Below are 22,069 nucleotides of genomic sequence, written 5' to 3'. Positions count from 1 at the left end.
CCGTAGGGTTGTCTCTGCCGGACACGCGATGGTCAGGAGGTGTCGGTGCCCAGCGGACAGGCTGCGACGATATCGCGTCGCAGCCTGCTGGCATCGATCCCGTTGGCGGCGTTGACGATTATGTCCGCGGGCGGCTGCCACCGGTCTGCGCCAAGCCAGCCTCGCGAGGCGCGCCAGTTCGGGCTGGCGGCAACCGGTCGCGACGACGCGACACTGCAGCGGTCACTGGCCGCCGCGCGGCAGTTGGGCAGGCGATTGAACGTGATAACCGTTTACGAGGCATTCGCCTGGGAAGCGTCACTGCCGACCGCGTTTCTGGACGCCACCGCTGCCGCCGGCTGCACCCCGGAGTTGACTTGGGAACCCTGGGATCCGCACGCCGGCAAGCACCAGGCGGCGTATACGTCCGGGCAGATCGCGGGCGGTCGATACGACACCTATGTGCGCACCTGGGCCGAGCAGGCGGCCGCCTATGCCAAGCCGTTTCGGCTTCGGTTCGCACATGAAATGAACGGAGACTGGTACCCCTGGGCCGCGGGGTCACCGGGCGGCTCCACGGATGACTATGTCGCGGCCTACCGCAGAGTCCGCGGCATATTCGATGACGCAGGCGCCGAACACGTTCAGTGGGTGTGGTGCCCGAACGTCATCATCAACGGCGATACCGAAGCGCTCTCACGGTGCTATCCCGGTGATGACTTCGTCGACATCATCGGCGTCGACGGCTACAACTTCGGTGATCGCCCAGGCCATCAGTGGACGCAACCGGCGGAACTTTTCGGTTCTACTTTGGCCCTTGTCGCCCAGCGAGCGCCGCGCAAACCGTTATGGATCAACGAGGTCGGCTGTGGCGACCGAGGCGGCGATAAGTCGCATTGGATCACCGATTTCATGACCTGGCTCGGCGGCACCGACGTCCGCGGACTGATCTGGTTCGAAGTCGACGGCAATCCGGATGCACCTGACTGGCGGCTCACGAGTTCGGCCGCGACCACCGCTGCGGCCAAGGCCGCACTCGCGTCCTGGTAGCGAGACTGCTCGACGATCAGCAGTTGCCGACCGGGGGCACCCCGGCGAAGCGATCGGCGACCCACTGGCCCAGGGTCGCACCGGGATCGAGTTTGTGGCCCTGGTCTTGCAAGCGGATCCGCAGAACAGTGTCACCCAAGGCGCAAGCCCGGCCCATGGCGACCTCGGTCCACTCTGGGGGAACCGTCTGGTCGGATCCACCGTAGACGACCAGAAGCGGGATTTTGGTGGGCTGTTGGGGCAGCGCGTAGGAGGTGAGCCGCTCCCTGAGCCGGTCGGCCGCGGCCGGCGACGACGGCTTGCCGTCGGCAGGGGTGAATTTGACAGCCAACGCTTCCTTCCGTTGGGTGCCCGGCGGCCGGCAGGCCAGCAACGTCGTCTCATCATCGCGCAGAACGCCGTGCAGATAGTCGTTCGGATCGATTGTCTTGTCGATCGCTGCCAAACCCTCGATCACGTTCGGGTACAAGAACATCTGGTCGTTGGTCAACGTCGAGGTTTCGGCACGCTGTACCAGTCCGACCATGTCTGCGGTGGGCACCAGCGCCGCGGCGCCAAGCAGATCGGTGCCCTGCCCGTAATCCGCGAAATACTCAGCGGTTGCCCACGCGGTCTCACCGCCCTGCGACGAGCCCAACGCCACCCACCGCGACGACAGCTGCGGCATTACTGCGCGGGCGGCCCGCACCGCGTCAATGAGGTTGAAAGCAGCCGTCTTTGGTTCCAGGTACGCATGAGCACTCGCCGGATCCTGGTTCGACCCGTCGGGCTTGCCGAGACCGGCGTAGTCGGTGTATGCCACTGCATAGCCGAGATTGAGTTGTATCGCCACCGAGCTGATGTCGCCGAGCAGGCGCGAATCCGCGGTGGGCCCGCAGTCCGGGGTCACCCCGACGGTTCCGTGCGCATAACCGATGACAGGCCATCCTCCCGGCGGTGGGTCGCCGGGCGGCGCGAATACCGCACCGGACACCACCGTTGGCCTGCCAGTGATACCGGATATCGATCGGTACACCATCGTGTGTGCCGTTGAGCCAGTGGGCAGCTCGCTCATGTCGAACGGCGTCTGGTCCGATGAGCTCGACACGGTGCCACGCACGGCCAGATCACCGGCGGCGATGCTCGGCATCTGGCGGGTGTAGTTCAACTCCTGCGGACCTGCTTTGGAGGGGGCGGGCGGCTGCGATGTGCTGCACGCGGCAACCAGGGCACAGGCGAACATGCAGCCCAGACGCCGAACGAACTTCGAGACCATGTGTATCCCCTTGACCGTTGATCACGAGGATGGCATAGGCGGCACCCTTCAGATGCCGTTCCGCGCGCTAAAGCTGCCAGTCGTTGGAGCCGTCGTGCCTAGAGTAGGTGCCGCCGCCGGAGTTCTTCACGACGATCGGATCACCGGCACCGAAGTTGTCGAAGAACCACTTCGCGTTGGTCGGGCTGATGTTGATACAACCGTGGCTGACATCTCGCTTGCCCTGGTCATCCACCGACCACGGAGCGCTGTGGACGAAGTCGCCGCTGTCGTCGAAGCGAACGGCGAGCTCCACCGTCGTCTTGTACCCGTAGGCCGAATTGACCGGAACGCCGTAGGTCGAGGAGTCCATCACCACCGAGGGCATCTTCTCCTGGACGTAATAGGTGCCGTTCGGGGTTTGGTGGCCACCGGCTGACATCCCCATAGACATCGGGATCGTCTTCTCCACCTTCCCGTTGCGGGTGACGGTCAGCTGGTGGGTGGCGTCGTCGGCGGTGGCCACCAACGCGTCCCCGGTACGGAAGCTCGTCACTACGCCACCGGCATCGACGGTCACGGTGGTATGGGCCGGCCAGAAATTCAGCGGCCGCCAGCGCAGCTGCGTGGGCTTCATCCAGTAGAACTTGCCGGGAACCGGCGGCACCGACGAGACGTGGATGGCGCTTTCCGCCGCGCCGGAGTCGTCGACGAGGCCGGGAAAGTCGATGATGATCGGCTGGCCCACGCCCACGGTCGCGCCGTTGGCGGGGGTGACGCGCGGCGGCGCGAACGGGGCTTCACCGGTGAACGGGGTCGGATCCTGGCCCGGGACTGGTCCACCTGGATCCGGATCCGCCAGCGCCGACGCCGCGCTGGCCACCAGCAGCGCGCCCAACGTGGACGCGCAGACCTTCAAAACGAAGAGCCTTTTCGTCGTGCGACCCGACATATGCATTCCTCCCGGTAGCTCGGAACGCAGTGTCGCATACGCGACTGGCAGCCGATCAGAATCTGGCGGTAGCGCCCGCGTCGACGGGCAGCGCCGCCCCGGTGATGTAGTGCGATTCGTCGGACGCCAGGAACAGCACGGCATGGCTGACGGCGCGCGCCTCGATCGTGGGCTTGGGCAGCATGTGGAAGTGACCGATGACCGCCGCGGCGTCTTTCATCGTGGGTTCCGACAGATCCGGCCGAACGGTGCGACGGAAATGGTCGTTGTCGATCATCGGCGTCAGCACATTGCCGGGGTGAATGGAGTTCACCCGAATCCATTGCGGCGCAAGCTCGATCGCAAGCGAGTTCATCAGCCCGACGACGGCATGCTTGGCCGACGCGTAGTGCGCCATGTAGCCGCCGCCGCGCAGACCCAGCATCGAACTCACCAGGACGATCGACCCGCCGCCGTTGGTCATGTGCGGCAGTGCGGCCTTGACGGTGTGCCACACCCCGGTCAGATTGATGTCTAGCATCGTCTGCCAGGCCGACTCTTGGATCATCGCCGCCGGGGCGGGATCCGCGCTGATACCGGCATTGGCGACGACGATGTCGACGGCGCCGATCTGGCTGACGCCTCGCTCCACCGCCGACTTCAAGGTCTCCAGGTCGCGCACGTCGGCCTTGGCCGCGAAGATGCGCCGGCCTTCCTTCTCGACCAGCGCCACGGTGTCATCGAGGTCGGCTTCCGATGCGCCCGGATAACCGGCGGCGTCGATGTCCTCGCACACGTCGACGGCGATGATGTCGGCGCCTTCCTCGGCCAGCCGGATTGCGTGCTCCCTGCCTTGACCGCGCGCCGCACCGGTGATGAACGCGACCTTGCCGGCCACCCGGCCGGCCTTGTTGTTTGTCATATCGACCTTTCCGGTCGTCGCCGCTGGGCCTACCGATGTTTCGATGCCATTGGTACCGTAAGGTAGCACGGGGGGTGAGGAGGACGAAACTGCGTATCGCGGTCACCGGGGGAACCGGTTATGTAGGCGCGCACGTCGTGCGCCGGCTGCTCGAGGCGGGCCATCAGATACGACTGCTGGTGCCGCCCGCGGAGGGCCGCGCGCCCGTCATCCCCCTTCTGCAACCACTGGGCGACCTCACGGTGGTCATCGGCGACCTGCGCCAGCCCGCCACCGTCGATGAACTTCTGACGGGAGTCGAGGCGGTGGTGCACGCGGCCGGTGTCGTCGGCACCGACGAGCGCCGGGCGCAGCTGATGTGGGACATCAACGCCCACGCCACCGAAGCAGTGCTGACCCGCGCGGTCGAGCGCCGGTTGGACCCGATTGTGTTGGTCAGCAGCTACAGCGCGCTGTTTCCGCCGCCTGACGGTGTCATCTCCCCCGACTCACCAACCGCGGAGGGCCGCAGCAGCTATGCCCGCACCAAGGGATATGCGGACCGCGTCGCGCGGCGGCTGCAGGACGACAGCGCACCCGTCGTGGTGACCTATCCCTCCAGCGTGGTGGGCCCGCCGTTCGGCACGGCACCGGGTGTCACCGAACAGGGGTGGGCCCCCATTGTGCGCTCGGGTATCGCACCGAAGGTGCGCGGCGGAATGCAGATGGTCGATGTGCGCGACGTCGCCGAAGTGCACGTGCGACTCATGCAGCCCGGACGGGGACCGCGTCGCTATGTCTGCGGCGGTCAGCTTGTGTCGTTCGACGAGATGATCGACACCCTTGAAGAGGGTCGCGGACGACGGATCCAACGTATTCCGGTGTCGCCCAGAGCAATGCGGGGCCTGGGTCGCGGATCAGACTTCATCGGCCGGTATGTGGCCCTGTCGGCCGGGCTGAGCTACGAGGCGGCGATGCTGCTGACCGCGGCCACCCCCACCGACGACAGCGCAACACTGCGAGATCTCGATATGAGGTGGCGCAGCCCGAAAGCGGCCATCCTCGACTCATTCCGGGTATCTGGAGTGGACGGCGGCGGTCAGCAACTCGGTAATGCGGGCGCTTAGCGTCTGCGAATCATCGTCCCTGGCAACGGTCGTCATGAACAATGCGGCTCCGGCAGCCATCGCCAACACTGCGCGTGCATCGTCGTCGGCACGGCGCCGTTCGGCAGGGGTCCTCGCGTTGAGGTGCTCAGCGAACAGTTGCACCGCAGGGCCGCTGAAGTTCGACCACAGCGCCTTGCGCAGGTCGTCGTTCTCGCGCAGGGCCAACAGCAGCCCCGGCACGGCGGCCTGAACGTCGGGACGGGCGAACAGTTCGCGGCTGCCACGCACCACCCACTCGATCCAGCCGTTGATATCGGTTCCCGAAAACGCTGACAGGTCGGGCGTTTGACCGAGAATCGCGTGCAGGACCAGTTCCGCTTTCGACGCCCAGCGGCGATTCAAACTCGATCGGCCGACACCGGCGCGCATCGCGACCAGACGCACACTGAGTTCGTCCCAACCCACTTCGAGCAGAAGCTGACGCGTCACGGACAGCACCCGATCGTCGATCGTGGTGTCACGCGGACGCCCGCCCTGGTTGCCCCGGCCACCGTCAGCGGTCATGCCCTGATTCAACCGCAGTGAGCCGTTTGGAGGCTGGACTGGCTCCTACGGGCTCGAGCTGATGGTCGAGCGCGGAACCGGTTGCGGCCCCATGTCCGCCTGTTCTTCGGCCAACCCGATGCATTCACCGCTGTCGTGGCCGGTGCACGGCACGCCGTCGATCTCGGGGATGTCGGGGTTGGCGGCGGTGGTGGTGAATCCGTCGTCCTGCGGCGAGTTCGGCACCATGAACGGCACGCAGGTCGTGGTGTAGACGTCCTCTTCCTCACCACCTGTGCATGCCGCAAGCGGCGTGATGATCGCGTCGGGCGTTGCCATCACAGCAACCGCTGGAGCGCCGACGGCCACGAAGGCCAGCACGGCGGTCAACCATGGCCGTCTGCCCGAAATCGAAATGTTCGCCATCGGTGCGAATCCTCATCTCTTAGCGATCGATGCTCTTCACGGCATTGTAGGGAGCCCGCGATGACCTCGCGATGAATCGACGAGCACGGTGGTCGCGCCGACGTGACGACGCCGCTTTCGCGCGTTAGGGTTTTACTGACGGAGCCGTTGGGTAGCCATGCCAGGCGGAGTGCGAGTAGAGGCCCCCGCCTAGTAAGAATCAACAAAAAGGCGGTGGGTCACTTGATCGCAGTCAGTCGTTTGTTCGCAGCCGCAGGAATCGTGGCGGGGGCCTTGTCGGGGGCCTTGGTGGGGCCCGCAGTCGTTGCGCCCGCCGCCTCCGCTGCACCCTGTCCAGACGTTGAGTTGGTATTCGCGCGGGGGACCTTCGAAGCACCAGGGGTCGGCGGAACCGGCCAGGCGTTCGTCGACTCGCTGCGATCGAAACTCGGCGACAAGTCCCTCGAGGTGTACCCGGTGAATTATCCCGCGTCGCTGGACTTTCAGACCGCTGCCGACGGCGTCATCGACGCGAGCAACAAGGTTCAGGCCATAGCCGCGGAGTGCCCGACGACGAAGATCGTGCTGGGCGGCTTCTCCCAAGGGGCAGCCGTGGCCGGGTACCTGACCGCCGACTCAGTGCCCGCGGGCTTCCAGATGCCCGCCGGCTTGACCGGCCCGATGCCTGCCGCAGTCGCCGACCACGTGGCCGCGGTGGCGCTGTTCGGCAAGCCGTCGAGCGGGTTCCTGCAGATGATCGCGAACACTGCACCGCCGATCACGGTCGGGCATCTCTACGCGGCGAAGACGGCCGACCTGTGCATTCCCGAGGACCCGATCTGCTCGCCCGCTGGCGGCGACAGCAATGCGCACAATCTGTATCCGGCCAACGGGCTGACCGACCAGGCCGCGACGTTCGTCGCGCAGAAGGTGGCAGCGGCCCCCGCCGACCAGACCTCGCGGTAGCTCGCGCCGCCGGTTAGCCGCCGGCGCACAGCGCCTCCGACAGCTCCCACAGCCGAGGCCGGTGCCGTTCAGATGCCCGGGACACCCGTATCGCGGAGTCGGCGATCGAGTCCACGGCGTGCAGAATTATGGCCGTTTTGGACGCTCCGTATGCAGAGAACTTGTTGTATCCGCGGGCGTGCCCCCTCGGATCGTCCAGGTCGATGTCGGCAAGCAGATGGCCATCCGACGACAAATTGACGATGCGGGCGCCTTCGGCCGCCTCGAGTTGCGGCGCAACAGGCGGGTCAGCTCGAAGTGGCCGAGATGATTTGTGCCGAACTGCATTTCGAAACCATCGTCAGTGCGGCCGAACGGGGTGAACATCACCCCGGCGTTGTTCATCAGCACATGGATAACGGGGAGGACGCGGGCGATCTCGGCGGCGGCACGCGGTTACCGGGACCTCCTCTTCGACGATCAGTGCAGCCCCAGCAGCCGGCGGCTGAAGTCGGTCAGCTTTTCTCGCAATGTGTCGTCGTCGATATCACCGACGAGCGGATGCATGACGGCACTGCTGATGGCCCCCGCCAACATCGCCACCTGGATCAGGTTGTCCTCATCGGCGTCGTTGAGCAGCACCCGGTAGAGCCGCGACATGAACCGCTGAAACGGTTCGTGTTCACCCAGCAGCCGCACCACCACGGGATCGAACTGCAGAGTCCGCACCAGCCCGCGATCCCGCACCGCCATATCGATGACGCCCACCAGCAGCGCATCGCGTGCCTGTGATCCCTTGCCGTGTGTTTCGGCTTCTTCGAGTGCGGGCACCAGCCTGCCGAGTTCGCGTTCGGTAACAGCGATGACGATGTGGTCCTTGGTTCGAAACTGGTGATACACCGCCGCTTTCGTGATACCCACGGCGTCGGCGATCATCTGCAGCGAGGTCCCGCTCACCCCGTGTTCGGCGAACAACTCCAATGCGGCATCGAGCACACGAATGCGCGCCGCACTGTACTCGGCTACCCTCAGCTCGCCGTCGGCTACCGGCTGGTGCGCTGACCCCACCCGCAAGAGACTAGACGACCGGCTACTACAGGAAGTGGCGGCTCGATCGCGACACCATGTACCCCTCCGAGAACGACTTCTCGATCACCTGGCACTGGTTGTCATGCAAACATTCGAGCTCGAGGACGACACCGCCCGGAATGACCCTGCGCTCGAGAACTTTGTAGTGCTGGCAACCGCCGTCCGCGTCGTAGATGGGGTCGCCGCAACGGACGTTCTCGATCGGAACTCGTTCCCCGTCGTCGGGAGATGAAGACATATCGACGAGGGTAGGCCGCAGAATCCGTCGCGACCTCGGAATCACATCGAAAAACGGCGGTGATTCGCACCGGCTAGCTCGACACGACTCCGCGCAACCCGTCGGCACCGAACACCGGCTCGAGCATCGACGAATAGTCCGGCCCGCGGCGCAGCATCAGTCCGCCGTCGACGTTGATCACCTGGCCGGTGACGTAGCTGGCGGCGTCACTGAGCAGGAACACCGACATGCTTGCGATGTCCTCCACTTCGCCGGGTCGCGGCAGCGGCGTGCATGCCGCGTAATCCTCGCTCAGCTGCGGTATCTCGAAAACCGGCGCGACCAGATCGGTACGGATGAGCCCTGGTCGGATGCAATTCACCCGCACCCAGGAGGGGCCGAGTTCGTCTGCGGCCAGCTGCATCAGATGGTCGATGCCGGCCTTGGCCACGCCGTAGGCACCGAACCACCGGTGTGTGTTGCTCGCCGCGATCGACGAGATCCCAATGAAGGATCCGCCGCCGCCGCGCACCATCTCCCGAGCGGAGTGCTTGAGCACGTACATCGTGCCGTTGATGTTCAGATCGATCGCGCGCCGCCACCCCTCGGAGTCGATCTGGGTGACGGGACCGATCGTCTCGCTCCCGCCGGCGCAGTTCACCACGCCGTGCAGCGCGCCAGTCCAGGCGGTGGCCGCCGCGACGACCCGACTTACCTCATCCTCGTTGGTGACGTCGGCCGGCGCGTAGCGCACGGCGCCTCCGTCGGCGGCCTTCGTCGTGATTTCCTCGGCGGCAGCAGCCAGCCTGTCGGCGTTGCGCCCGACGATCATCACCTTGGCGCCGGACGCTGCGGCCGCCGTCGCGACGCCCTTGCCGATTCCGCTGCCGCCACCGGTGACCAGCACGGTCTTATCCACCAGCGAGAGCTGCACCGCCACTCCTTTGGAAAATAGAACAGGTTCTGGTTATGGAACCACGCACGTCAAGGGGTGTCGCGACGCGCTGGCGTCGGGGCCCCGAGCGTGCGCCAGTCCGGCACGTCGGGCGGCAGCCCCACCGGATACCTGTTCTCGTTGGCCGCCGCCCAGTGCGCGTGGCCGAGCTCGTGGATATGGAAAGCGTGGCGCAACGCCTCGGTGAACCCCATCGCGTCGGCGGCCGCGTTGACCGAATCCTTCACCAGCAGGGCGGCCATCGTCGGCCGCTCGGCGATGCGGCGTGCGAACTCCAGGGTCTTGTCCTCCAGGTCGGCGCGCGGAAAGACCTTGGACACCATGCCGAGGCGGTGCGCCTCGTCGGCGTCGATCGAATCGCCGGTCAGCAGAAGCTCTTTGGCCTTACGCGCGCCGAATTCCCATGGGTGAGCGTAGTATTCGACGCCGGGCATACCCATTCGAACGGCAACCACGTCGCTGAACTTCGCATCATCAGCGGCGACGATCAGGTCGCAGGCCCAGATCAGCATCAGCCCGGCCGAGATCGCGTTGCCTTGGACTTGCGCGATGGTGATCTTGCGCAAATCCCGCCATCTGCGAGTGTTTTCGAAGAAGAAGTGCCACTCCTGCAAATACGTGCGCTCGGCGATGCTGCTCATGGTCGAGCCGTGCGTGCGGAATGTCGGATGCTGCGCCGGGCCGGGCTTGCGCTCCAGCAGCGCCTCCTCCGAACCGAGATCGTGGCCCGCGGAGAAGTTCTTCCCACGCCCGGCGAGGATCACCACCCTGACGTTGTCGTCGGCCTCGGCGCGGCCGAATGCCTCATCCAATTGCACAAGAAGCGTGCGTGATTGCGCATTCTGCGCTTCGGGCCGGTTGAGCCAGATGCGGGCGATGCGACCTTCGTCCAGGGTTTCGTAGGTCACCTGCTGGGCCGGCTCCGGTGGAACCGATTCGGCGTTGGTCTCTTCCGGGCTAGCCACGGTGCACACCTCGTTACGTTCGACTCATCAGATGTAATGCACACTACTTCTCCGGTCAGCGGGCCTGCCGACGGGGATAAGCCCCGGCGCGAGCGGGCGCGACAGGACCTCGTCCAGCCTCGCCACAGCAATCTGGCAGAGAGCTCACAGCGGCGACGGCACCGAATCTTCGTTGCGGGCATTCGGCCGGTGTTCAGACGGTTCCGAGGGTACGCTGGCCCCAGCAGATGCCAACTCCTGCTACAACTTCGAAGACGGCATCGGCAGGGAGCGCAGGCTGGCGGCCAGCCCATCGGCGGCACGTGCCACGCTTCCCCGTTAGACGGTCAGCAAACTACAGAAAGCGCTACGATGGCGACCTTCCGCTCACCCACACGCCGGATGCTCCTCGCGGGCAGCTTCGCTGTCGCGATCGCTGCCGGTCCCGCGGTCGCAGTGTTCGCAGCTTCGACCAGCCCTGTCGCGGCGCCCGCGGTCACCGCATGCGCGGGCGGTGAAATCGAAGACCAGTACACCAACATCTGCGTGCCGGATCTCGTACCGAATTCACCGTCCTACACCAGCACTTCACCCGTCGGCGGCCTCCCAGAGGTCAGCGGCGTGCCGTGCACCGGACACAATTCCGGCGAGTGCATCGGCCTCGGCGAAGAACAAAACGCCGCGGGGCCCATCGCGGTACCGCATTCTGAGGTCAGCGCAAGCCCCTAAATACAATTGGCGGCGCCGAATTGGCGCCTCGGGTTCAAACATCAGGGCCGGACACATATTTCGTGTCCGGCCCTTCCCGGTTTCGCTCTCTGGCCTGCACAAATGGACCGCCGAACCGACAGGAAACCCTGCGAATTCCAGCAGATACTGTCCAGCTTCCATACAATCTTCCGGACGATACCTGTCAGGAAATCAACAGAAAGCGTGACGATGGCGACCATGAAGTTTTCAGCGCGACGACTGATCATTGCCGGTGGATTCGCCCTCGCGGTTGCGGCAGCGCCCGCGATCGCCTTCGTCGCGACACCGACGCCGGCGGCCACTCCCCTCGCCCAGTGCCCAGGCGGCGAAGAGCACGACCTCTACACCTCGCTGTGCATCCCCCATCTCGTGCCAAACGCCGGCCAGCCCTACCAGGCGATCGGCGGCAACACCGACCTGGCCGCAGTGAGCATCCCTGGTGGCGGCGGCGCAGGCATCCCCTGCACCGGTCACAACTCCGGCCAGTGCATCGGCCTCGCCGAGGAAGGCGCCGCGATGGCTCCGCCGGTGCAGCCGCAGTCCGAGGTCAGCAGCAGCCCCACGGCCACCGGCTCCACCGGGAGCGTCGGTTAGCCCGAGCCGGATATATGGTGGTGTCATGGCTGCAAAATCTGATCCCGCCGAGCTCGGCGACGTCGAACCGCTAGCCGACAGCACCGCCAGGCAGGCCCGGCGCGTCGTGGCGGCCTACGCGACCGACGCTGACGAGTGCCGGATCTTTCTGTCGATGCTCGGCATTGGACCGGCGAAGCAAGAGGCATAAGTGAGTCCGGGGGGCGGCCAGCAACCCGGCTCCGGCAACGCCGACTTCGTCGTCGTCGCCAACCGGCTGCCGATCGACATGGAACGGCTGCCCGACGGAACCACACAGTGGAAGCGCAGTCCCGGCGGTCTCGTCACGGCGCTGGAGCCGCTGCTGCGGCGCCGGAAGGGTGCATGGATCGGCTGGCCGGGCATTCCCGACAGCGACGAGGAACCGATCGTCGAGGAAGATCTGCGCCTTTATCCGGTTTCGCTGTCGGCCGACGATGTCGCGATGTACTACGAAGGGTTCTCCAACGCCACGCTCTGGCCGCTGTATCACGACGTCATCGTGAAGCCGATCTATCACCGCGAGTGGTGGGACCGCTACGTCGAGGTGAACAGGCGCTTCGCCGAAGCCACCGCGCGCGCCTCGGCCCAGGGCGCGACGGTGTGGATCCAGGACTATCAGCTGCAGCTGGTGCCGAAGATGCTGCGGATGTTGCGACCCGACCTCACCATCGGCTTCTTCTTGCACATCCCGTTCCCGCCGGTCGAGCTGTTCATGCAAATGCCGTGGCGCACCGAGATCATCGAAGGTCTGCTGGGCGCCGACTTGGTCGGCTTCCACCTTCCCGGGGGTGCCCAGAATTTCCTGATCCTGTCGCGACGATTGGTGGGCGCCAACACATCCCGCGCGACCGTCGGCGTCCGCTCCCGCTTCGGTGAGGTCCAGGTCGGTTTCCGCACGGTGAAAGTGGGCGCCTTCCCCATCTCGATCGACTCGGGTGAACTCGACAGCAAGGCGCGCGCGAGAAATGTCCGGCAGCGTGCCCGCGAGCTGCGCAGTGAACTGGGAAACCCGCGCAAGATCCTGCTCGGTGTCGACCGGCTTGATTACACCAAGGGCATTGATGTTCGGCTGAAAGCTTTTTCGGAGTTGCTCACCGAGGGCCGCGTCAAACGTGACGACACGGTGCTCGTACAGCTGGCCACCCCGAGCCGTGAGCGCGTCGAAAGCTATAAGGAGATGCGCGAGGACATCGAGCGCCAGGTAGGGCACATCAACGGAGAGTTCGGTGAGATCGGCCACCCGATCGTGCACTACATCCACCGGGCGGTCCCGCGCGACGAACTGATCGCCTTCTTCGTCGCGGCGGACGTGATGCTGGTGACCCCGTTGCGTGACGGCATGAACCTGGTGGCCAAGGAGTACGTGGCCTGTCGCAGCGATCTCGGCGGCGCGCTCGTGTTGAGCGAATTCACCGGCGCAGCAGCCGAACTCCGCCAGGCGTACCTGGCCAATCCGCACCACCTCGACGGTGTCAAGGACGCCATCGAGGAAGCGCTGAATCAAACGCCGGAGGAAGGCAGGCGCCGGATGCGGGCGCTACGCCGGCAGGTGCTGGCGCACGATGTCGACCGCTGGGCGCGGTCCTTCCTTGATGCGCTGGCGTCCACGCGCACGGGTGATGACGTCAGATCGGTGTGATGTAGTTGATCAGCCACTGACCGTCGACCTTTACGTAGTCGACCTTCAGCCGGCTGCCGTCATAGATCGGCTGCTTGGACTTGTCGGTCACCGTGCGGTTCAGATACACCATCACCGACCCTGAATTGCGTTGTGCGGCCAGCACTCCCACCCCGACCGTATTGGCCTGGCTGACGAGTTGCCGGTCGCGTGCCTGCGGGATGATGTCCTTGTTGGCCCTGTCCTTGAACTCCTGGCGGTAGGTCGGCGTCAGGAGCGGATAGATGTCGTTGAGGGTGCGCTCGACGGTCTGGTAGTCGTAACCGAACACCTTGGGGATTTGGTCCTTCGCCTTGTCGACGAGGACGGTGCGGGCCTCGTTCTCGCCCGCGATCTCCACCCCGGTCCAGTAGTACCAACCGCCCGCGGCGCCCAGTGCGACAAAACCGCAGGCGAGCAGGATCGTCAACGCGCCAACCAGTTTGGCGGCCTTGATGGACATCAGTTGCCCCCGTCGGGGTACTTCAGGTCGTAGAACGACATGTGGCCGTTGTCGTCCTCGGCGACGGTCACCCGGAGCCGGTACGGCTTGGACGGCTGGTTGTTGCCGTCGAGGTCGGTCACCGTCACACGAACCGCCACAAGGACATCCGCCCGGTGTGCGATGGGATCGACCTTCTCCAGCGCAGCGCCGTTGATGACCGCCTCGGCATTGGCGTTGGTGTCGCGGAATAGCAGCTTGAGGTTTTCGGCGTTCTGGCCTTGGCTCATCATGTCGCGCAGCGGGCCGCTGGTGCTGTTGACGAAGCGGTCCACGTCGGCGTCGATCGAATTCTGCGTGTAGCTGAACATGTTCACCACAAACTGCGCCGCGGTGTCGACGAACAGCTGGTTCTGCGCCTGCTCGGCCTGCTCGCCGCGTAGGTGTTTGACGCCGAAGAAGAGGCCTAGACCCAGCGCGATGACCGCGACCAGAACACCGGTAAGCGACACCAGTGCCACCAGCCCTCGGTGGGATTGCCGGCGTGGCGGCGGGGCCACAGGCTTGGGCAGCCGGACCTTGATGGGTTTCGGCGCCTTGACCGTCACGCCCGCCGCGGTAGCAGCCGTGTCTCCGGCGGGCCCCGCCGCCCTGGACGCACGACGCCTTCCCGCCGGCTTCGGCGACGCTTGCGTCGAAGCCGTTTGTTCAACCATTTACGCCTGCCTTGGAGCCAACATCAGATCAACCCAGTTTTCCGCGGGCGCCAGTGTGTCAGTTCCACCCGCGAACACGCCAGTTCCCCCGGCCGGGTCCACGAACTTGCCGTTCTGGTCATACGTCGCACTCGCCATCGGCGGCGCCTCGGCGGGCAGCGGTGGCGCCTCCGCGGGCGCCTGACCCGGCAGCGGCGCACCCCCGGCCGGAGGCGGCGGCGTCCTGCCGTACGGCGGCACCACCTGATCGGGTGGCGCGTAGAACGGCCACGGCGGCGGCAGCGGACCCGGCTCGTTCGGCGGCACCGGCAGCGGGAACGGCGCGTGCGGAGCCGGACCAGGCCCCGGCGGAACACCCGGGGGCAGCTGCACCACCGGCGGGCCCGGATCCGGGTCCACCTGCGGCGGAATGAACGGGAATTTGTTCTGCGGCAGGATCATCCGGCCGTCATCAATCGGCACGCTGCCGTACGGGATCGGCGGACCGCGCCACGGGTTGGTGCCCAGCGGCACATAGCCCTTGGGATCGCGGCAGAGCTGGATGGTCGGTGCTCGCTTGCCGGGGAACTCCTGGCACGGGTAGTTGCGCGCACCGCGCACAACGGCCGGATCGTTCTGCGCGGTCTTGCAATACAGGTCCGGCGGGATGTCCCGCAGTGTGGTGTCGGCCGGCGACCGGATCTGCGTCGCCGGGATGAAGCCGACGTTGCACGACGGCGGGTCCTGCAGGTGAATTTTGAAGTCCAGCTTGCCGCCCTCGTCAGCGGGCACACCGCCCGCGACGGTGCTCAGCGCTGCGAGCAGCGCCGGAAAGATCACCAGTGCCTGCTCCAGCGACTTGCGATAGATGACACCGATCCGGCCAAAGTTCGCCAGGTTGGCGGCCAACACCGGGAAGGACGGACGGATGCCGACGAGCGTGTCGTTGGCCGCGTCGGCGGCCTCTGGCACCGTTTGCAGAGTGGACCGCAGTTGCGGATCGGCGTTGGCGAGTTCACCGGCGAACCGCGCCAAGCCCTCGGACAATGACTTGATGTCATCGCCGCCGCGGATCTGCGCGTCAAGGAACGGACCGGCCTGGTCGATCAGCTGCGTCACCTGGCCGTAGTTGTTGTTAGCCTCGTCGACCAGAAGCCGCGACGACTGAATCAGCCGCGCCAGCTCGGGCCCGGATCCGTTGAACGCCTTGAACGTTTCGCGCAGCAGATCCTGCAGTCGTGTGTCACCGATGCTCGCCACCAGCCTGTCTGCCTCGTCCAGCAGGCCCGAGATGTCCTGACCGATTGCCGTACGGTCCTGCCCGATCGATGCACCGTTGCGCAATTTCCCCGACGACGGATTGTCCGGCGGCACGAGGTCGATGTACTGCTCGCCGACCGCCGACACACTCTTGACCGTGGCGGTGACATTGTCGGGTACCGGCGTGCCGCTGTTGAGCCTCATGTGGGCCACGACACCGTCGTCGGTCAGCCCCACAGACTCCACCTGGCCGATGGTCACCCCGCGGTAGGTGACGTTGGCGTTCTCGTAGATGCCGCCGCCGGCAACGAAGTTCGCGTCCACCTTGTAGGCCCCGATGCCAACCGCTGCGGGCAGGTGCAGATAGAAGATCGCGATCGCACTTACGGTGAGCACCGTGACGAGCGCGAAGATCGACAGTTGGATGCGAGTAAGCCGGTCCAGCATTTACGGCCCCTCGTCGTGTTGAGTTGCCGAGCCCGCCGGGATCTGGAAGGGATCCGCGGCTTGGCCCGAAAGGTTGGCGACAGCACCGGTGAGGAAGTCGGGCGGATTGATGACGTCGCTCATGTGCGCCATGTTGGTGTCCAAGCCCCATGCGGTCGTGAACACGGACTCGCCGAGTCGACGCAGTGTCAGGTCGAATGTCACGTACACGTTCAGATAGTCGCCCCGCACGGCCCGACGCAGGTACTTGTAGTGGAACGGGAAGGTCGGCAGGAACTGCAGGTCCTTGATCAAGTAGTCGACGTTGTCATTCAAGGACTTGATGACCGGGAACAGATCCTTGAAGTCGGCGGCGAAGTCGTCCTTGGTCTTCTCGAGGATGTTGGCCCCGATCGTGGCGAACCGCTGCAGCGCGCCGAACGCGTCGACGATGTTGGCACGGTTCTTGTTCAACACCTCGAGTGCCGCGGGCAGCGTGTCCAGTGTGCGCCCGAGGCTGTCCTTGCTGCGCGCCAGTATTCCGGAGAACCGGTTCAGCCCTTCGGCAGCGGCGATGATGTCGTTCGTCTGTTGGTCGAGTGACGACGTCAGTTCCGCGAGCCTGGGAACCAGGTCGGTGAAGCTGCCTTGCCGTCCCACGACCGCGTTGTAGGTCTCCTCGGTGATGTCTTGTAGTGCGCCGAGATTGCCCTTGTTCACCACGACGCCCAGCGATGCCAACACCTCTTCGGTGGTCGGGTAGCGACCGGAGCGGCCCATAGGAATCTGGGAACCGTTCTTGAGCCGGCCGACCGGCTTTCCGTCGGCGGGCGCAGCCAGCTCAATGTGCTGCGAGCCGAGCAGCGAGGTCTGGGCGACCCTCGCGGTCGAATTCTCGGGGAGTTTGACATTCTCGTCCAACGAAAGCTGTACTGCCGCATAGAAGGTGCCATCCGGGCGCTGCACGGCGTCGATCCCGGAGACGCTGCCCACGGTGACGTCGTCCACCATCACCGGAGAGTTCTGCGGCAGGGTGGCGACATCGGGCAGTTCGACGGTGATCTTGTACGCGCCGCCACCATGGCCCGCCGTGCCCGGCATGTTGAGTGAGTTCAGCCCGCCGAAGGAGCAGCCGGCAAGCATGACGGCCCCGGCTGACAGCGCCACCGTTCGCTGAGCGGCGCGGGGCGCACTGATACGCAATCGATTACTCATCCTCCACCTGCCTCGGCCGGAAGGGGCGCCGCTGGCGGCGCCCCGCCCGACGGTGCCGCCGCGGGGGCGTTCGGATCCGCCGGGCCCGGGGCGGGTGGCACCGCCTCGGGACCACCGGCGTGCGACGTCGACTGCGCCGGCGGCACCATCAACGAGCTCAGGTCGGTCTGATTCGAGACCTGCGGCGGATTGACACCCGGGGCGGGCTGCCACTGCAGGTAGGGCACCGGTGTCTGTGCCTTCGCCTCGGTCTCCGGTGTGTCGTAGATGATCTGGCCCTTGTAGGCGGTGATGCTGTTGATCGGGTGGAATAAGAGGGGCGGGAAATTCATGGTGATGCGCCGAAGCACCGGACCCATTCGCTGCCTGCAGATTTCGGCACGCTTGTAGTTGTCGGTCGAGGTGCCGGCGTCGAATACGCCGCCGCATATGAACTGCACCGGGTTGGCGAAGTTCGGCAGGGTCAGCAGGCCGCCAACGGTGCCCTGCGCTGGGTTGTAGATGTTGTAGAAGTTCGCAAGGCCGTTGGGCGTGATGTGCAGGACCTGTTCGATGTCGTCGCTGTGCTGAGTCAGAATGCTGGTGAAGTCGGTGAGCTTGTTGACCTGCTTGATCAACGCATCGTTGCTGTCGTTGAGGAAGCCTCGGACGTCACTCAACGCCTGGTTCAGTGTGCCCAGCGTGTTGTCGAGATCAGTTGCGCTGTCCGCCAATACCTGCGATACCGAGGCAACGTGGTTGGTGAACTGCACGATCTGTTCGTTGCTGTTCGACAACGCGTTGATGAGTACCTGCAGATTGCGGACGGTACCGAAGAGATCGGCGCGTGAGTCGCCGAGGCGTCCCGCCGTCTGTGACAACTCACGGAGGGCCCGGCGGAACGAGTCGCCGTTGCCGTCGAAGGTGTCGGCGGCCTGGTTGATGACCGAGCTCAGCGGGCCCTGCAGCGACCCCGGTTTGGGCCCGAGCTCCCGGCTGAGCGCCGTCAGCTGCTTTTTGACCTCGTCCCATTCCACCGGCACCGCCGTGCGGTCCAACCCGATGCTCGCGCCGTCTGACAGCGTTGGACCGCCGGTGTAGGCCGGAGCCAGCTGAATGAAGCGCTCCGAAACCAGGTTTGGCGAGATGATCAGCGCCTTGGCGTCCGCGGGCACCTTGACCCCGTCGTGCAGAGTCATGGTGATCTTGACGTCGCGGGCCCGTGGCTCGATTGAGTCGATCGTCCCGACCGGGACACCGACGACGCGGACATCGTCGCCGGGGTAGATACCGACCGCCGACGTGAAGTACCCGACGAGCTTGTCGCCGGTGCGCGACGGCCACACCACATAGGCGGCGAGCGCCAGTGCGAGGATGAGCACGACGGCCAGCGCTATCCGCAGCCAGCGGCTGCGGCCCCGGGATGGATTCGCGTACGTCATGGTGACTTCGGCCTGATGATCAGTCGTTCGGAGATGTAGCCCTTGAGCATGTCAGCGAGGCTGTCGGGTAGCTTGCCCGGCTGGAAGTAAGTGTCAAACAACACTTCTCCGAGTCCTGCAGGAGGCAGTCCGTAAAGGTTGATCTGGAAGCCGGGACCCGAACCAACCACCTCGCCGAGCGCCGTCGCGAACGGTGGCAGCCGTTTGAGCGCCTCACCGATGTGCTCGCGCCGCTCCAACAGGTTGTCCAGGACGAGGTTCAGCTTCTCCAGCGCCGGCTTGAACTCCTTGCGGTTGTCGGCGACGAAACCCGACAGCTGTTGCGACACATCGTCGATGCCCGCAATCAGATTGCTCAACGCCTGGCGCCGTTCGTCGAGCGCAGCGAACAGCAGGTTGCCGTCGACGATCAACTGGTTCACCTGCCCAGCCCGCTGCGCCAGCGTGTCGGACACCCTCTTGGCGTGCACGAGGAGCTGCTCGAGCGCCTCGTCGCGCTTGTTGATACTGCGCGACAGGGCCGTGACGCCGTCGAGCGCCCCCCGCAGCTGCGGCGTCGCGTCGCGAAGCGAGTCGGTGATCGTCTGCAGCGCCTGCTCGAACCGTGGCTTGTCCAATTCGCTGGCGTTCTGGCCGAGGTCCTGCAGCGCGGTGTTGAGCGTATAGGGAGTCGTGGTGCGCCCCAGGGGGATAACGGTCGACCGTCCGGTACCGCGGGGTGTGACCGCCAGCGACTTCTCGCCGAGAACGGTGTCGGTCTTGATGGCCACCAGAGACTGGTCGCCGACCTTGACGTCGCGGTTGACGGTGAACGTCACCTTCGCCGTGTCGCCCGCGAGTGCCACGTCGGTCACCTTGCCGACGGTGATTCCCGATACGTTGACGACACTGCCCGGAGTGATCCCGCCCGCATCAGCGAAGTAGGCTTCATACGGCTTGCCTTGCGGCCAGAATGGCAGGCTGGTGTAGCCGAAGGAGACCAGCACCAGGCATACCACCAGCACGATCCCGAATACGCCTGTGCGGAGCGGGTTTCCGCCATCGGGCCTAGCCATCCTCGGAACACCTGCCCTTCGACGGATCCGGTGGCCCACCGAACGGGACCAGGATGTCGCTGCCCGCAGGGCCATTGATCTTGATTCGGACGGAGCAGTAGAAGATGTTGAAGAACGACCCGTAGGCGCCAAGTGCGTTGAGCCGCAGGTAGTTCTCGGCGAGCGGCTCGATGACCTTGTTGACGTCGGCCTTGCGGGCGTCGAACCGCTGCGCGAACGGTCGCACGTTCTCGATCACTCCCTGCAGTGGCCGGCGCGACTGTTGCAGCATATCGGTCAAATCGTTCTCGGCCGTCGCGAGCGGCTCGATCGCACCCGCGATAGGGTCGCGACCTTGCGCGAGACCGCTGAGCAGCTTCTGCAATTGGTCGACACTGGCGTCGAACTGGGCACCCTTCTCGTCGACGGTGCCGAGCACGGTGTTGAGGTTGTTGATCACATCTCCGATGAGTTGGTCGCGCGCGGCCAGGTTTTGGCTGAACGCGCTTGTCGTCGACAGCAGCGTGGACAGCGCACCACCCTGACCCTGCAGCAGTTCCATGACGGCGCTGCTGACCTCGTTGATCTTCTCGCCGTCGAGTCCCTTGAGGACCGGGCGCAGCCCGCCGAGCAATGCGTCGAGATCGAGGGCGGGTTGGGTGTTCTGCACGGGAATGGTGCTCCCCGCCGGGAGCTTGCGCAGGTCACCTGGACCGGCCGTGATCTCGAGATAGCGATCGCCGACAAGGTTTTCGTACCGGACGACCGCACGCGTCGAGGTGTAGAGCTGGTAGCGCTCGTCGAGGTCGAACGCGACGTCGACCGTGTTGTCGGGGTTCAGTTTGACCGCCCCGACCGTGCCCACAGGAACACCGGCGATGCGGACATCATTGCCGGCCTTCAGCCGCGAAGCTTCGGTGAACGTCGCGTGGTACTTGCTCTCCGACGCGAATCGGAACTCACCGAAGACGACCACCAGCATCGCCGCGACGAGCAGCATCGCCACGGTGAAGATCGAGACCTTGAGCAAGAGGTGCTTCTGCTGCATCAGTAGTCATCCCTCTCCGCGAACGCCCCGTTGAAGAGAAATTGCGCCGTCGACGGTGCGTCGAACTGCAGCTCGGTGTTCGGCTGGTAAGGAACGTAAGCGTTGTCGGTGACGAGGAACGGCGTGTGGTACCAGGACCCGCCCAACTGTTTGCTCGGCACATTGGGGAGACCACGGCAGTTCGGCCCGCCCGATGCGTTCACGATCGGAAGGCTTTCCGGATATGTGTACGCCGGTGAGCCGGGCAGGAAGTTGGACGATGTGAAAAGGCCGGGCCGGGTGCCACCGATGATCGGAGCGAAGAAGTCGACCGCCTGGGCGGTGCCCTGCAAGATGCAGCCGAATTCCGGCGAGTAATCGCCGGCCACCTTCAGGGGCGCGCGAAGGCGGTTGATCGCAGCGATGTAGTCGTTCTGCGCGGGTTCGAACGTCGCGGTGCCGTTGTTGGCCAGGCCCGTCGCGGCCAGCAGCGTCCTGTTGAGGTTGTCCTGTTCGTCGACCAGGGTGTCGCTGATCGTGGGTGCGTTGTCGAGGATCCGTGCGATGTCTGGTCCGGCGTCGCCGTAGATGTTGGCCACCGTCGCGGTCTTCTGAAGGTCCCGCTGCAACGTCGGCAGCTTCGGATTGAATTGCTGCAGATAGTAATTCAACCCCGCCAGCAGTGCGCCGAGGTCATCGCCGTGACCGCGCAGGCCTTCGGCGATCGCGCTCAGCGTGCCGTTGAGCTGTATCGGGTCGATCTTGTGCAGCACGTCGGTCAACTGCTGGAACAGCGTGTTGACTTCGAGCTGCACCGCCTGCGCCTGCACTTCAGCGCCGGGCCGCAACGAACTGCCCGACGGCTTGGCGGGTGGGACGAACTCGACCGACTTGGCGCCGAAAACCGTTGTGCTTGCGATACGCACGGGGGCATTGGACGGGATGTATCGCATCTGGCTGCTGGCGATCTCCAGCGTCAACTTCGCCTGGTCGCCCGCATAGTCGATCGCCGAGACCTCGCCGATCTGGATGCCGCGGTATTTCACCTTGGCGTCGCGGTCCATGACCAGGCCGGCTCGCGGCGAGGTGACGGTGACCTTGTCAGTCGAGGTGAACGCGGCGGTGTAGGACAGGTAGGTGAACACGACGGCGACCACGACCAGCGCGGTGAGGATCGCGGCGGCGATCCTCACGTGACTGCGGTTGGCGTCTCCGTCAGACAAAG

At 65.2% G+C, this 22,069-nt stretch carries 24 protein-coding genes and 1 pseudogene; 7 read left to right on the top strand and 18 right to left on the bottom strand.

Translation table 11 applies throughout. The features are described 5' to 3' along the window. The first annotated feature begins 39 nt into the window (after positions 1-39). Positions 40-1,029, top strand: a complete 990-nt coding sequence (locus A5651_RS11140; protein WP_066979722.1) for a glycoside hydrolase family 26 protein — start codon at positions 40-42, stop codon at positions 1,027-1,029. 16 nt (positions 1,030-1,045) lie between these two features. On the opposite strand, the gene A5651_RS11135 is transcribed toward A5651_RS11140, so the two are convergent. From A5651_RS11135 to A5651_RS11125, 3 genes are all read right to left on the bottom strand, one after another. After that, entirely contained in the window at positions 1,046-2,284 is a 1,239-nt protein-coding gene (locus A5651_RS11135; protein ID WP_082943698.1) for a lipase family protein, read from the bottom strand. Between the two features lie 67 nt (positions 2,285-2,351). Further along, positions 2,352-3,215 carry an Ig-like domain-containing protein gene (locus A5651_RS11130; RefSeq protein WP_082943697.1) on the bottom strand — a complete coding sequence of 288 codons (864 nt, stop codon included), beginning with the start codon at positions 3,213-3,215 and terminating at the stop codon, positions 2,352-2,354. 55 nt (positions 3,216-3,270) lie between these two features. After that, positions 3,271-4,116 carry a mycofactocin-coupled SDR family oxidoreductase gene (locus tag A5651_RS11125; RefSeq protein WP_066979718.1) on the bottom strand — a complete coding sequence of 282 codons (846 nt, stop codon included), beginning with the start codon at positions 4,114-4,116 and terminating at the stop codon, positions 3,271-3,273. 89 nt (positions 4,117-4,205) lie between these two features. Here A5651_RS11125 and A5651_RS11120 point away from each other — a divergent pair, with 89 nt between their 5' ends. Next, positions 4,206-5,222, top strand: coding sequence for an NAD-dependent epimerase/dehydratase family protein (locus A5651_RS11120; RefSeq protein ID WP_066979977.1), 1,017 nt, complete (start codon positions 4,206-4,208; stop codon positions 5,220-5,222). On the opposite strand, the gene A5651_RS11115 is transcribed toward A5651_RS11120, so the two are convergent. Both A5651_RS11115 and A5651_RS11110 read right to left on the bottom strand, forming a co-directional pair. Next, entirely contained in the window at positions 5,163-5,768 is a 606-nt protein-coding gene (locus A5651_RS11115; RefSeq protein ID WP_066979716.1) for a TetR/AcrR family transcriptional regulator, read from the bottom strand. The genes A5651_RS11120 and A5651_RS11115 overlap by 60 nt on opposite strands. 45 nt (positions 5,769-5,813) lie before the next feature. Further along, entirely contained in the window at positions 5,814-6,173 is a 360-nt protein-coding gene (locus A5651_RS11110; protein ID WP_066979713.1) for an intersectin-EH binding protein Ibp1, read from the bottom strand. Between the two features lie 225 nt (positions 6,174-6,398). Between A5651_RS11110 and A5651_RS11105 the strand changes: the two genes are divergently transcribed. Beyond that, positions 6,399-7,118, top strand: a complete 720-nt coding sequence (locus A5651_RS11105; protein WP_369803939.1) for a cutinase family protein — start codon at positions 6,399-6,401, stop codon at positions 7,116-7,118. 80 nt (positions 7,119-7,198) lie between these two features. Here A5651_RS11105 and A5651_RS11100 read toward each other — a convergent pair. From A5651_RS11100 to A5651_RS11080, 5 genes and pseudogenes are all read right to left on the bottom strand, one after another. Then, positions 7,199-7,547: pseudogene (locus A5651_RS11100) on the bottom strand (SDR family NAD(P)-dependent oxidoreductase); the annotation flags it as partial. 30 nt (positions 7,548-7,577) lie between these two features. Then, on the bottom strand, positions 7,578-8,165 hold the full coding sequence (locus tag A5651_RS11095; RefSeq protein ID WP_066979711.1) for a TetR/AcrR family transcriptional regulator: 588 nt from the start codon (positions 8,163-8,165) through the stop codon (positions 7,578-7,580). A gap of 25 nt (positions 8,166-8,190) precedes the next feature. Next, positions 8,191-8,424, bottom strand: coding sequence for a hypothetical protein (locus tag A5651_RS11090; protein WP_066979708.1), 234 nt, complete (start codon positions 8,422-8,424; stop codon positions 8,191-8,193). Between the two features lie 73 nt (positions 8,425-8,497). Then, entirely contained in the window at positions 8,498-9,337 is an 840-nt protein-coding gene (locus A5651_RS11085; RefSeq protein WP_066979968.1) for an SDR family oxidoreductase, read from the bottom strand. A 50-nt stretch (positions 9,338-9,387) separates the two neighbouring features. Beyond that, positions 9,388-10,323 carry an enoyl-CoA hydratase gene (locus A5651_RS11080; protein ID WP_066979971.1) on the bottom strand — a complete coding sequence of 312 codons (936 nt, stop codon included), beginning with the start codon at positions 10,321-10,323 and terminating at the stop codon, positions 9,388-9,390. A 351-nt stretch (positions 10,324-10,674) separates the two neighbouring features. On the opposite strand from A5651_RS11080, the gene A5651_RS11075 reads away from it, so the two are divergent. The 4 genes from A5651_RS11075 (at position 10,675) to A5651_RS11065 (ending at position 13,306) form a co-directional block, all read left to right on the top strand. Then, entirely contained in the window at positions 10,675-11,031 is a 357-nt protein-coding gene (locus A5651_RS11075; RefSeq protein ID WP_066979706.1) for an intersectin-EH binding protein Ibp1, read from the top strand. Positions 11,032-11,250: 219 nt separating this feature from the next. Then, on the top strand, positions 11,251-11,646 hold the full coding sequence (locus A5651_RS11070) for an intersectin-EH binding protein Ibp1 (RefSeq protein WP_369803935.1): 396 nt from the start codon (positions 11,251-11,253) through the stop codon (positions 11,644-11,646). A gap of 25 nt (positions 11,647-11,671) precedes the next feature. Next, positions 11,672-11,836: a hypothetical protein gene (locus tag A5651_RS25705; RefSeq protein ID WP_165604084.1), complete on the top strand. Its 165-nt coding sequence runs from the start codon at positions 11,672-11,674 to the stop codon at positions 11,834-11,836. Beyond that, positions 11,837-13,306 carry a trehalose-6-phosphate synthase gene (locus A5651_RS11065; RefSeq protein WP_066979700.1) on the top strand — a complete coding sequence of 490 codons (1,470 nt, stop codon included), beginning with the start codon at positions 11,837-11,839 and terminating at the stop codon, positions 13,304-13,306. Here the strand turns inward: A5651_RS11065 and A5651_RS11060 are convergent. The 8 genes from A5651_RS11060 to A5651_RS11025 form a co-directional block, all read right to left on the bottom strand. Next, complete coding sequence (locus A5651_RS11060) at positions 13,293-13,787, bottom strand: mammalian cell entry protein (protein WP_066979698.1); 495 nt, start codon at positions 13,785-13,787, stop codon at positions 13,293-13,295. The genes A5651_RS11065 and A5651_RS11060 overlap by 14 nt on opposite strands. Then, on the bottom strand, positions 13,787-14,482 hold the full coding sequence (locus A5651_RS11055) for a mammalian cell entry protein (protein ID WP_066979695.1): 696 nt from the start codon (positions 14,480-14,482) through the stop codon (positions 13,787-13,789). The genes A5651_RS11060 and A5651_RS11055 overlap by 1 nt, the downstream gene beginning before the upstream one ends. Beyond that, positions 14,483-16,168, bottom strand: coding sequence for a virulence factor Mce family protein (locus tag A5651_RS11050; RefSeq protein WP_066979692.1), 1,686 nt, complete (start codon positions 16,166-16,168; stop codon positions 14,483-14,485). Next, complete coding sequence (locus A5651_RS11045; protein WP_369803938.1) at positions 16,169-17,290, bottom strand: MCE family protein; 1,122 nt, start codon at positions 17,288-17,290, stop codon at positions 16,169-16,171. 68 nt (positions 17,291-17,358) lie between these two features. After that, positions 17,359-18,783, bottom strand: a complete 1,425-nt coding sequence (locus tag A5651_RS11040; RefSeq protein WP_066979685.1) for an MCE family protein — start codon at positions 18,781-18,783, stop codon at positions 17,359-17,361. Next, positions 18,780-19,838: an MCE family protein gene (locus A5651_RS11035; protein WP_066979682.1), complete on the bottom strand. Its 1,059-nt coding sequence runs from the start codon at positions 19,836-19,838 to the stop codon at positions 18,780-18,782. The genes A5651_RS11040 and A5651_RS11035 overlap by 4 nt, the downstream gene beginning before the upstream one ends. Continuing rightward, positions 19,831-20,865, bottom strand: a complete 1,035-nt coding sequence (locus A5651_RS11030) for an MCE family protein (protein ID WP_066979679.1) — start codon at positions 20,863-20,865, stop codon at positions 19,831-19,833. Before A5651_RS11030 ends, A5651_RS11035 begins: the two co-directional genes overlap by 8 nt. Next, on the bottom strand, positions 20,865-22,067 hold the full coding sequence (locus tag A5651_RS11025; protein WP_066979676.1) for an MCE family protein: 1,203 nt from the start codon (positions 22,065-22,067) through the stop codon (positions 20,865-20,867). Before A5651_RS11025 ends, A5651_RS11030 begins: the two co-directional genes overlap by 1 nt. Between the last annotated feature and the right edge of the window lie 2 nt (positions 22,068-22,069).

Origin of the sequence: Mycobacterium sp. 1274761.0 (assembly GCF_001668615.1) — a bacterium.
Lineage (GTDB): Bacteria > Actinomycetota > Actinomycetes > Mycobacteriales > Mycobacteriaceae > Mycobacterium.
The sequence above is the reverse complement of the archived record's forward strand: the minus strand, read 5'-3'. Positions and strand labels throughout refer to the sequence as shown.

Coding starts and splice junctions, on each gene's coding strand:
- A5651_RS11050 (WP_066979692.1), bottom strand. CDS start 16,168: ATGCTGGACCGGCTTACTCGCATCCAACTGTCGATCTTCGCGCTCGTC.
- A5651_RS11045 (WP_369803938.1), bottom strand. CDS start 17,290: ATGCTTGCCGGCTGCTCCTTCGGCGGGCTGAACTCACTCAACATGCCG.
- A5651_RS11035 (WP_066979682.1), bottom strand. CDS start 19,838: ATGGCTAGGCCCGATGGCGGAAACCCGCTCCGCACAGGCGTATTCGGG.
- A5651_RS11030 (WP_066979679.1), bottom strand. CDS start 20,865: ATGCAGCAGAAGCACCTCTTGCTCAAGGTCTCGATCTTCACCGTGGCG.
- A5651_RS11075 (WP_066979706.1), top strand. CDS start 10,675: ATGGCGACCTTCCGCTCACCCACACGCCGGATGCTCCTCGCGGGCAGC.
- A5651_RS11125 (WP_066979718.1), bottom strand. CDS start 4,116: ATGACAAACAACAAGGCCGGCCGGGTGGCCGGCAAGGTCGCGTTCATC.
- A5651_RS11130 (WP_082943697.1), bottom strand. CDS start 3,215: ATGTCGGGTCGCACGACGAAAAGGCTCTTCGTTTTGAAGGTCTGCGCG.
- A5651_RS25705 (WP_165604084.1), top strand. CDS start 11,672: ATGGCTGCAAAATCTGATCCCGCCGAGCTCGGCGACGTCGAACCGCTA.
- A5651_RS11115 (WP_066979716.1), bottom strand. CDS start 5,768: ATGACCGCTGACGGTGGCCGGGGCAACCAGGGCGGGCGTCCGCGTGAC.
- A5651_RS11070 (WP_369803935.1), top strand. CDS start 11,251: ATGAAGTTTTCAGCGCGACGACTGATCATTGCCGGTGGATTCGCCCTC.
- A5651_RS11090 (WP_066979708.1), bottom strand. CDS start 8,424: ATGTCTTCATCTCCCGACGACGGGGAACGAGTTCCGATCGAGAACGTC.
- A5651_RS11060 (WP_066979698.1), bottom strand. CDS start 13,787: ATGTCCATCAAGGCCGCCAAACTGGTTGGCGCGTTGACGATCCTGCTC.
- A5651_RS11055 (WP_066979695.1), bottom strand. CDS start 14,482: ATGGTTGAACAAACGGCTTCGACGCAAGCGTCGCCGAAGCCGGCGGGA.
- A5651_RS11040 (WP_066979685.1), bottom strand. CDS start 18,783: ATGACGTACGCGAATCCATCCCGGGGCCGCAGCCGCTGGCTGCGGATA.
- A5651_RS11135 (WP_082943698.1), bottom strand. CDS start 2,284: ATGGTCTCGAAGTTCGTTCGGCGTCTGGGCTGCATGTTCGCCTGTGCC.
- A5651_RS11110 (WP_066979713.1), bottom strand. CDS start 6,173: ATGGCGAACATTTCGATTTCGGGCAGACGGCCATGGTTGACCGCCGTG.